The sequence below is a fragment of the Streptomyces sp. NPDC096310 genome (assembly GCF_044763125.1).
Taxonomy (GTDB): Bacteria; Actinomycetota; Actinomycetes; order Streptomycetales; family Streptomycetaceae; genus Streptomyces.
On the sequence record NZ_JBIWFO010000017.1, the window covers coordinates 163182 to 172322 of the forward strand.

General features: G+C 73.1%; 9 protein-coding genes and 1 pseudogene. All 10 read right to left on the reverse strand.

Annotated features, from left to right (window positions below; translation table 11 throughout):
- Positions 1–79: 79 nt before the first annotated feature.
- On the reverse strand, positions 80–1045 hold the full coding sequence (gene lgt / locus ACIQ7D_RS26985; RefSeq protein WP_403941671.1) for a prolipoprotein diacylglyceryl transferase: 966 nt from the start codon (positions 1043–1045) through the stop codon (positions 80–82).
- 100 nt (positions 1046–1145) lie between these two features.
- A complete protein-coding gene (locus ACIQ7D_RS26990; protein ID WP_403941672.1) occupies positions 1146–2123 on the reverse strand; it encodes a DsbA family protein in 978 nt (325 codons plus the stop codon).
- Between the two features lie 98 nt (positions 2124–2221).
- Positions 2222–3034: a tryptophan synthase subunit alpha gene (gene trpA, locus ACIQ7D_RS26995; RefSeq protein ID WP_403941674.1), complete on the reverse strand. Its 813-nt coding sequence runs from the start codon at positions 3032–3034 to the stop codon at positions 2222–2224.
- A complete protein-coding gene (trpB, locus tag ACIQ7D_RS27000; RefSeq protein ID WP_403941676.1) occupies positions 3031–4314 on the reverse strand; it encodes a tryptophan synthase subunit beta in 1284 nt (427 codons plus the stop codon). Before trpB ends, trpA begins: the two co-directional genes overlap by 4 nt.
- A 148-nt stretch (positions 4315–4462) precedes the next feature.
- Entirely contained in the window at positions 4463–4636 is a 174-nt protein-coding gene (gene trpM, locus ACIQ7D_RS27005; RefSeq protein ID WP_403941678.1) for a tryptophan biosynthesis modulator TrpM, read from the reverse strand.
- Positions 4637–4644: 8 nt separating this feature from the next.
- Positions 4645–5454, reverse strand: coding sequence for an indole-3-glycerol phosphate synthase TrpC (gene trpC, locus ACIQ7D_RS27010; protein ID WP_329826071.1), 810 nt, complete (start codon positions 5452–5454; stop codon positions 4645–4647).
- Between the two features lie 174 nt (positions 5455–5628).
- Entirely contained in the window at positions 5629–6177 is a 549-nt protein-coding gene (locus ACIQ7D_RS27015) for a DUF2752 domain-containing protein (RefSeq protein WP_403941680.1), read from the reverse strand.
- A 209-nt stretch (positions 6178–6386) separates the two neighbouring features.
- Positions 6387–6626, reverse strand: a pseudogene (locus tag ACIQ7D_RS27020) (HGxxPAAW family protein); the annotation flags it as partial.
- A gap of 109 nt (positions 6627–6735) precedes the next feature.
- Positions 6736–7431, reverse strand: coding sequence for a TIGR02234 family membrane protein (locus tag ACIQ7D_RS27025; protein WP_403941681.1), 696 nt, complete (start codon positions 7429–7431; stop codon positions 6736–6738).
- 52 nt (positions 7432–7483) lie between these two features.
- Positions 7484–8989, reverse strand: coding sequence for an anthranilate synthase component I (locus ACIQ7D_RS27030; RefSeq protein WP_403941683.1), 1506 nt, complete (start codon positions 8987–8989; stop codon positions 7484–7486).
- Between the last annotated feature and the right edge of the window lie 152 nt (positions 8990–9141).

The following is a 9141-nucleotide window of genomic DNA, read 5'->3' on the forward strand; positions in this document are numbered from 1 at the left end:
ACACCTCGTGAAACATACGACGGCGGCCCGGCACAGGCCGGGCCGCCGTCGTACACCGCTGTCCGCCGACCGCCGCCGGCTAGCCCTTGCCGGACTTCGCGTCCGCCGTGGCATCAGCCTTCGGGTCCGCTTTCGCACCGGCCTTCTTGGCGTCCGCCTTGCCGTTCGACCCGGAGTCGGACCCGGATCCGGAGTCGGGCTCGCCGTCCGTCGTCGCGTCTGCCCGCGGGTCGAGGTCCGGCTCCACGATCTCCTCACGCCCCGGCCGCAGCCGCGACGAGATCACGATGTAGGCGACCGCGAGCAGGAAGACCAGCGCCGCAGTCCAGACGTTCAGCCGGACGCCCAGGATGTGGTGCGCCTCGTCGACACGCATGTACTCGATCCAGGCGCGCCCCACGCAGTACGCCGCGACGTACAGGGCGAAGACCCGGCCGTGGCCCAGCTTGAAGCGGCGGTCGGCCCAGACGACCAGGACCGCGACGGCCACGCACCACAGCGACTCGTACAGGAAGGTCGGGTGGTAGAGACCGGCCTCCCGGTTCGGGCCCGCCGAGATCTTCAGCGCCCACGGCAGATCCGTCGGCCTGCCGTACAGCTCCTGGTTGAACCAGTTGCCCCAGCGGCCGATGGCCTGCGCGAGGACGATCCCGGGCGCGATGGCGTCCGCGTACGCCGGGAGCGGGATGCCCCGGCGGCGGCAGCCGATCCAGGCGCCGACCGCGCCCAGTGCGATCGCGCCCCAGATGCCGAGGCCGCCCTCCCAGATCTTGAAGGCGTCGACCCAGTTCTCGCCCTCGCTGAAGTAGAGCTGGTAGTCGGTGATCACGTGGTAGAGACGGCCACCGACCAGTCCGAAGGGCACCGCCCAGACAGCGATGTCGGCGACCGTGCCGACTTTTCCGCCCCGGGCGACCCACCGCTTGCCGCCGTACCAGACGCCGACGAAGACACCGATGATGATGCAGAACGCATAGCCGCGCAGCGGTAGTGGTCCGAGGTGGAGCACTCCGGTCGACGGGCTGGGAATGTAGGCAAGGTCCATATCAGACCCGACGGTACAGTGCCGGGCGGGAGCTGCGGCAACCCGCCCGGCGTTTTTTCTCCGTGATCAGGGGCCTTCCGGTGCTCCCGGCTCCCTCCGCTCAGGCGGCGGGCAGCGTGCCCGGCAGGGCCTGGGGTTCGGTCGCCGCCCCGGGCGCGGATGTCGCCGACTCGGAGGCCGCCGCGGAGGCCGGCTCGGACGCGGGCGCCTCGTCGGGGCCCCGCTGGCCCCTCTGTGCGCCGCCCGCCGGGATCGAGGAGGGCGCCGTGGGCGTGGCCGTGCCCGGTTTCCTGCCCTTGTTGGCCTCCTGGACCCACTTCCTCAGATTCGACGGGGTGATGTCCTCGCCCCCCTTCTTCGGGAAGACCGCCTCCCCGTTGAGCAGCACGGTCGGCGTCCCGGAGAAGCCGCCCGTGCGGAACGCCTCGGCGGCCTTCTCCACCCACCGGTCGTGCTCGCCCTTCTCCACGCACCGGCGGAAGCCGGACGCCGACTCCAGGCCTTTCACCTTGCCCGCCAGCTCCAGCAGCTTGCTGTTCTGCGCGAAGGCGTCATCCGTCTCCATCGGCTGGTTCGCGTAGAGCAGGTCGTGGTACGGGGGGAACTTCCCGGCGTCCTGTGCGCACGCGGCGGCGTTGGCCGAGCGCAGCGAGCCCGTACCGCCCATGTTGCCGTCGATGATCGTCGTGAGGTGGTACTCGACCTTCAGCTCGCCCGACCGCTCCAGTTCGTGGATCACGCCGCGGAAGCCGTTCTCGAACTGGGCGCAGGCCGGGCAGCGGAAGTCCTCGTACACCGTGAGGGTGGACGGCGCGTCCGTCGCCCCCACGGGGATCGCCAGGTCGTCCTTGCCGCTCACACCGGACGGCGCGCTCGCCGCTGCCGCCGCTTCCGCTCCTCTGTTCTTCTTCACGTTCGCCGCGATCACCCCGACGACACCGACCATGCCGACCACCCCGGCCACGGCCGCCGCCATGATCAGCGTGCGCCTGCGCTTCTCGCGCGCGGCGTCCGCCACGCGTTCCTGCTGGAGCCGCTCTCTCGCGCTCCTCTTTGCCTCACGGTTCTTCTCGCTCACGTCCCGCAAACGAACCGGGGAGGTGCCTGCGCACCTCCCCGGTCCCACTTCCACCCGTACGGGTGACCCCGTCACCCGGTGTTCCCGGGGTCGGACGGTCAGCGCTTGCGGACTCCCTCGGCCAGCTCACCGGCGAGCTCGCGCACCGCGACCAGCCCGGCCGCCGCGTCGGGCGCGTCCAGCATCCGCTTGACGAACGCGGAGCCGACGATCACCCCGTCGGCGAATCCGGCGACCTCGGCGGCGTGCTCGGCGTTGGAGACCCCGAGCCCGACACAGACCGGCAGATCCGTGGTGGCTCGGGTCCGTGTCACCAGGTTCTGGGCCTCCAGGCCCACGGAGGTCCGGGTTCCGGTGACGCCCATCAGCGACGCCGCGTAGACGAAGCCGCTGCCGGCCTCGGTGATCGTGGCGAGCCGGGCGTCCTTGCTGCTGGGCGCCACCACGAAGACGGTCGCCAGACCGTGCTTCGCGGCGTGCTCGCGCCAGCCGGCGGACTCCTGGACGGGCAGGTCGGGCAGGATGCACCCGGCGCCGCCGGCCTCGGCCAGCTCGGCGGTGAACCGCTCGACGCCGTACCGGTCGACGGGGTTCCAGTACGTCATCACGAGCACCGGCTTGCCGGTCGCCTCGTACGCCTCGCGGACCGTGCGCATCACGTCGGCGATCTTCACGCCGCCGCGCAGCGCGATGTCGTCGGCGGTCTGGATGACGGGGCCGTCGAGCACCGGGTCGCTGTGCGGCAGCCCCACCTCGACGATGTCGGCGCCGCCCTCGAAGACGGCCTTCACGGCCGCGATGCCGCCGTCCACGGTGGGGAAGCCCGCCGGGAGGTAGGCGATCAGCGCGGCCCGGTTCTCGGCCTTGGCGGCGGCGAGCGTGTCGCTCAGCAGCCCGATGTTCCCGCTCACTTCGCGTCCTCCCCGTTGCCGGTCCCGTCGGCGGTCCGGTCGCCCTCGCCGGTGGCGGCGTCGTCGTACAGCCCGAAGTACGTGGCGGCGGTGTCCATGTCCTTGTCGCCGCGCCCGGAGAGGTTGACGACGATCAGGCCGTCCTTCCCCAGCTCACGCCCCAGCTCCAGCGCCCCGGCCAGCGCGTGGGCGCTCTCGATCGCCGGGATGATGCCCTCGGTGCGCGAGAGGAGCAGCAGCGCCCGCATCGCGTCGTCGTCGGTCACGGCCCGGTACTCGCCGCGCCCGCTGTCCTTGAGGTACGCGTGCTCCGGGCCGATGCCCGGGTAGTCGAGCCCCGCCGAGATCGAGTACGGCTCGGTGATCTGGCCCTCCTCGTCCTGGAGGACGTACGAGCGCGAGCCGTGCAGGATGCCGGGCTCGCCCGCCGTCAGGGTGGCGGCGTGCTCGCCGGTCGCGATGCCGTGTCCGGCGGGCTCGCACCCCACCAGGCGGACCTCCGCGTCGGGGATGAACGCGTGGAAGAGCCCGATCGCGTTCGAACCGCCGCCCACGCACGCCACGGCGGCGTCGGGCAGCCGTCCGGCGCGCTCCAGGATCTGGCGGCGGGCCTCGACGCCGATGACCCGGTGGAAGTCGCGGACCATGGCGGGGAAGGGGTGCGGGCCCGCGACCGTACCGAACAGGTAGTGCGTACGGTCGACGTTGGCGACCCAGTCGCGGAACGCCTCGTTGATGGCGTCCTTCAGCGTGCGGCTGCCGGACTTCACCGGGACGACCTCGGCGCCCAGCATCCGCATCCTGGCCACATTCAGGGCCTGGCGCCGGGTGTCGATCTCGCCCATGTAGATGGTGCATTCGAGCCCGAACAGCGCGCACGCGGTCGCGGTGGCGACGCCGTGCTGTCCGGCGCCGGTCTCGGCGATGACCCGGGTCTTGCCCATCCGCTTCGTCAGCAGGGCCTGGCCGAGCACGTTGTTGATCTTGTGCGAGCCGGTGTGGTTCAGGTCCTCCCGCTTGAGGAAGATCCGCCCGCCGCCCGCGTGCTCGGCGAACCGGGGGACCTCGGTCAGCGCGCTGGGCCGGCCGGTGTAATTGGCCAGGAGATCGTCCAGCTCGGCGGCGAAGGCGGGGTCGCTCTTCGCCTTGTCGTACTCGACGGCGACCTCGTCGACGGCGGCGACCAGCGCCTCCGGGATGAACGTCCCGCCGAAGGCACCGAAGTACCCCTCGGCGCTCGGGACACGACCTTCGGGGTCGGGAATGAAGAACTCGGACACGCGGGAACTCCTCAGAAGCAACGGACGGAGAGCACCGTAGTGCGCCGCGCGGGCGTCGCCGCACACCTCGTGGCGATCGTCCGGCTCCGGCGCGGACCGCGCCGAGTGCCCCCGCGCACCTGTCGGTTCGCGGAGGCCCGGGGCGCGGTCAGACGCGCCATCGCATGCCGTTGACCTGACCGGGCTCGTCCCCGATCACGTACCGCACCCGCCGTCCGTGCACCCGCCTGGCCGGCGCGCGGCAGCCACGCGGCCGGCACCCGCGCGCGAGCGGCGCGTGGGTGTCCGGCGTGACGGCTGCGGAGCGGGCGGCGGTGGGCATGGGCGGGGTCAGTCCCTCCCGTGCCGCAGCGCGGGGTGCGCGCCGGCGGCGACGAGGTCCGCGACGGCGGACTTCGGGTCACGGCCGGTGACCAGGGACTCGCCGACGAGTACGGCGTCGGCCCCGGCGTTGGCGTACGCGATGAGGTCGTGCGGCCCGCGCACACCCGATTCGGCGATCTTCAGGATGCCGGCCGGGATCTCCGGGGCGACCCGCTCGAACGTGGAGCGGTCGACCTTGAGGGTCTTCAGGTCGCGCGCGTTGACACCGATGATCTTCGCTCCGGCGTCGGCGGCCCGCTCGGTCTCGTCCTCGTCGTGGACCTCCACGATCGGGGTGAGCCCGATGGACTCGGCCCGCTCGATCAGCGAGACGAGCGCCGGCTGTTCGAGCGCGGCGACGATCAGCAGCACCAGGTCGGCGCCGTGCGCGCGCGCCTCCCAGAGCTGGTACGACGTGACGATGAAGTCCTTGCGCAGGACCGGGATGTCGACCCGGGCGCGGACGGCCTCCAGGTCGGCCAGCGAACCGCCGAAGCGGCGCTGTTCGGTCAGTACGGAGATGACGGCGGCGCCGCCCGCCTCGTAGTCGGCCGCCAGCGCGGCGGGGTCGGCGATGGCGGCGAGCGCGCCCTTGGACGGGCTGGAGCGCTTGACCTCGCAGATCACCTGAACGCCCTCGCCGCTCAGTGCGGCGACGCCGTCCTTCGCCTGGGGGGCCTTGGCCGCGCGCTCCTTGAGCTCGTCGAGGCCGACGCGCGCCTGCCGCTCTGCGAGGTCGGCGCGTACGCCGTCGATGATCTCGTCGAGCACACTCACGCGAGCGGCCCCCTTCCGGGACGGGTGCGGTTCAGTTACGGATCGTACCGACGGCGGCCGGGGCCGCCATCGGGCCCTGTTCGGCCATGTCGTCGTGTCCGCTCCTTCGATGCTAGCCGGAAGTGGCCGAAGGGCTCGCATCCGGGCGGCCGCGCGTGCCACCCCCAGGGCCCCTCAGGGCGCGAGCCACGCCCCGAAGGGCAGGTTCCTGACGACAGTGAAGGCCATGAGGACCACGCCGAGGCTCCACCACCACAGGGGCCGCTGGGTGATGCGCAGGGGGAGCCCCTTTCCGGCTCTCACCACCCAGATCACCCAGACGACGGCGAAGATCCCGTAGCCGAGGAAGGCCGGCGCGTTGTCGCCGAGCGCGGTGAGCGGGTCACCGTGGGCGAGGGCGTGGGCGCCGCGCAGACCGCCGCAGCCGGGGCAGTACAGACCGGTGAGGCTGTAGAGCGGACAGGGCGGGTAGTGGCCGGATTCGTTCGGGTCGACCAGGCCGACGTAGGTGAACGCGGCGGCGATCCCGGCGAGGGTGGCGAGCGGCGTCAGCAGCCGCCTGGCCCGGGACGCGGACTGCTTCATCTCGTACGGCGGGTACGGGCCGTACGAGGTGGAGGGGGACGCGTACGGCCGCTCGGCGGGCGGCGCGGGCGGGTACGGCCGCTCGGCGGGCGGGTGCGGGGCGTCCGGCGTGTTCCGGGGGTTCGGGGCGTGGTCCACGCGGTGATTGTCGCCGGTCCCACGGAAAGACGCAGCCCGGCCTCGCCGGACTGCGTCGGGTGCGGCGGCCCGCCAGGGGTTCGCCGGGGTGCGGGTCAGACGGTCTGGGCCTGCGCCTGGCCGGTGAGCGGCGCGGCGGCCTCGTGCGTCGTGTGCGCCTCGGTCCGGGCCAGGATCTGGGCCCTGATGTCCTCGGAGCGCAGGTTGACCTGCTTGTTCGCCGCCGCGTTCCGGGCCGCGGTCAGCTCCGGCGACTCCTTGGGCATGCCCATGCCCGCGGCGCTCATCGCCACGCCCACGATCCCACCGAGCACGACGACGGCGAGGCCGCCGTAGAACGCGAGGAAGTTGACCGCCACCATGCCGACTCCCGAGACGCAGAAGCCGATGAAGGCGATGGTGACGCCGGTCCAGGCCGCCGGGGTGTGTCCGTGGCTGCTGCCCGCCATGAGTTGCTCCTCGTTGCTGTTGCGCCGGATGCGCCGGGTGAGCCGTACGCTCACGCCATATTGTCCCGCATACGCGGGCCGGAACGTCCCCGGGGTGGCCCGGTGTGAGTCAGCTCTCGCGGGTCGGGTCCTCGCCGCGGTCCAGGGCCTTCCACAGGTCCTCGGGCCGGTCGGGGTCGACCACGGGCGCCGTGCGGGCGGCGCGGCCGCGCCCCCGGGCGCCGCCGGGACCGGCCGCGGCTCCCTGGCCCGGCCGCTCGTACCGGCCGGACATCGCGGGCCAGCGGCCGCCGTACACGAGGGCGAGCACCCCCGCGAGCAGGATCAGCGCGCCGCCCCCCGCGGTCACGTAGGGCCACGCGGTGTGGCTCAGCCCGGAGATCGTGGCGGCGGTGTCGCCGGTGGTCTGCGCGGCCTTGTCGTTGAGCGCCGCGCTGTCGGAGGCGCCGAGGAACGCGGCGAGGGCCGCGCCCGCGCCGCTCAGGGCGAGCAGCGCGGAGACCAGCAGCCGCCCGGCCCTGCGGACGGCGAAGACGGCGACGAGCGCGGCGAGCCCGACGATGGCGAGGGCCGCCGGAACGCCGGTGATGTCCCGGCCGTCGGCGTCGAGCGGCAGCGAACCGCCGCCGACGGCCGCGGCGCCCTCCGCCCAGGTCTGGCCGGAGGCGATCAGCACCACGGCGGCGCCGAGGGCGCCGAGGAGCAGGGCCGCGGCGAGACTGCGGCGGCTGCCGCGCGTGTCGGTGGCCGCAGGGCCTGCGGCGGTACGGGGCTGGGGTACGGGTACGGCACTCACGCCGTCCACTATCCCCTACCGCCACGAACCCGCCGGAGCCCGGGGTGGCGCCGGGCGGCGGTCAGGCGCCACCCATCCGGTTCGCGGTGTGGACGGCCCGGAGCACCGCCGCCGCCTTGTTGCGGCACTCGGTGTCCTCGGAGACCGGGTCGGAGTCGGCGACGACGCCCGCGCCCGCCTGGACGTAGGCGGTGCCGTCGCGCAGCAGCGCCGTACGGATGGCGATGGCCGTGTCCGAGTCCCCGGCGAAGTCGAGATAGCCGACGCAGCCGCCGTAGAGACCGCGCCGGGTGGGTTCCAGTTCGTCGATGATCTGGAGGGCGCGCGGCTTGGGCGCGCCGGAGAGGGTGCCCGCGGGGAAGCAGGCCGTCAGCACGTCGAAGGCGGTACGGCCGGTGGCGACCCGGCCGGTCACGGTGGACACGATGTGCATGACGTGCGAGTACCGCTCGACCGACATGAAGTCGACGACCTCGACGCTGCCGGGCTCGCAGACCCGGCCGAGGTCGTTGCGGCCGAGGTCGACGAGCATCAGGTGCTCGGCGCGCTCCTTGGGGTCGGCGAGGAGTTCGTCGGCGAGCGCCTGGTCCTCCTGCGGGGTGGCGCCGCGCGGCCGGGTGCCGGCGATGGGGTGGACCATCGCATGGCCGTCCTCGACCTTGACGAGCGCTTCGGGGCTGGAGCCGACGACGTCGAAGGCGGCTCCGCCCTCGGTGGCGGGGAAGCGGAAGAGATACATGTACGGGCTCGGGTTGGTGGCCCGCAGGACCCGGTAGACGTCGAGCGCGCTCGCGGTGACGGGCGTCTCGAACCGCTGCGAAGGCACGACCTGGAAGGCCTCGCCCGCCCTGATGCGCTCCTTGATGTCCTCGACGGCGTCCTGGTAGGCGGCGCCGCCCCACAGCGCGGTGAACTCCGGCAGCTCGGAGGCGGGCAGCGCCGCGGCCGGCGCGTGGCAGGGCCGGTCGAGGTCGGCGGCCATCGCGTCGAGCCGGGCGACGGCGTCCGCGTACGCCTCGTCCACCCCGGTGTCGAGGTCGTTGTGGTTGATCGCGTTGGCGATCAGCAGGACGGAGCCGTCCCAGTGGTCGAGGACGGCGAGGTCCGAGGTGAGCAGCATGGTCAGCTCGGGGATGCGCAGGTCGTCGCGGGCGTGGTCGCCGACCTTCTCCAGCCTGCGCACGATGTCGTACCCGAGGTAGCCGACCATGCCGCCGGTGAAGGGCGGCATGCCGGAGGCCAGGTCACGGGGGGTGTGCAGGGTCTCCACCGTGGCGCGCAGGGCGGCCAGCGGGTCCCCGTCGACGGGGACGCCGACGGGCGGGGTGCCCAGCCAGTGCGTCCGCCCGTCGCGCTCGGTGAGGGTGGCGGCCGACCGTACGCCGATGAACGAGTAGCGGGACCAGGAGCGGCCGTTCTCCGCGGACTCCAGCAGGAAGGTGCCGGGGCGTTCGGCGGCGAGCTTGCGGTACAGGCCGACCGGGGTGTCCCCGTCCGCGAGGAGGCGCCGGCTGACGGGGATGACACGGCGGTCCACCGCCAGCTTGCGGAAGGTCTCAAGGTCCATGGCGGCTGACCCTACTCGGTTGCGTGTACGGGGAAGGGAGGCGTGCGGGCGGGCCCTCTGGACGAGTCATTCCGAAGTAGCGTCGTCCGCCCCTTGGGGCGGGCGGGGAGGTGTCAGGTGCACTGCACTCGCTGCGCTCGCTCCGTCTCGGC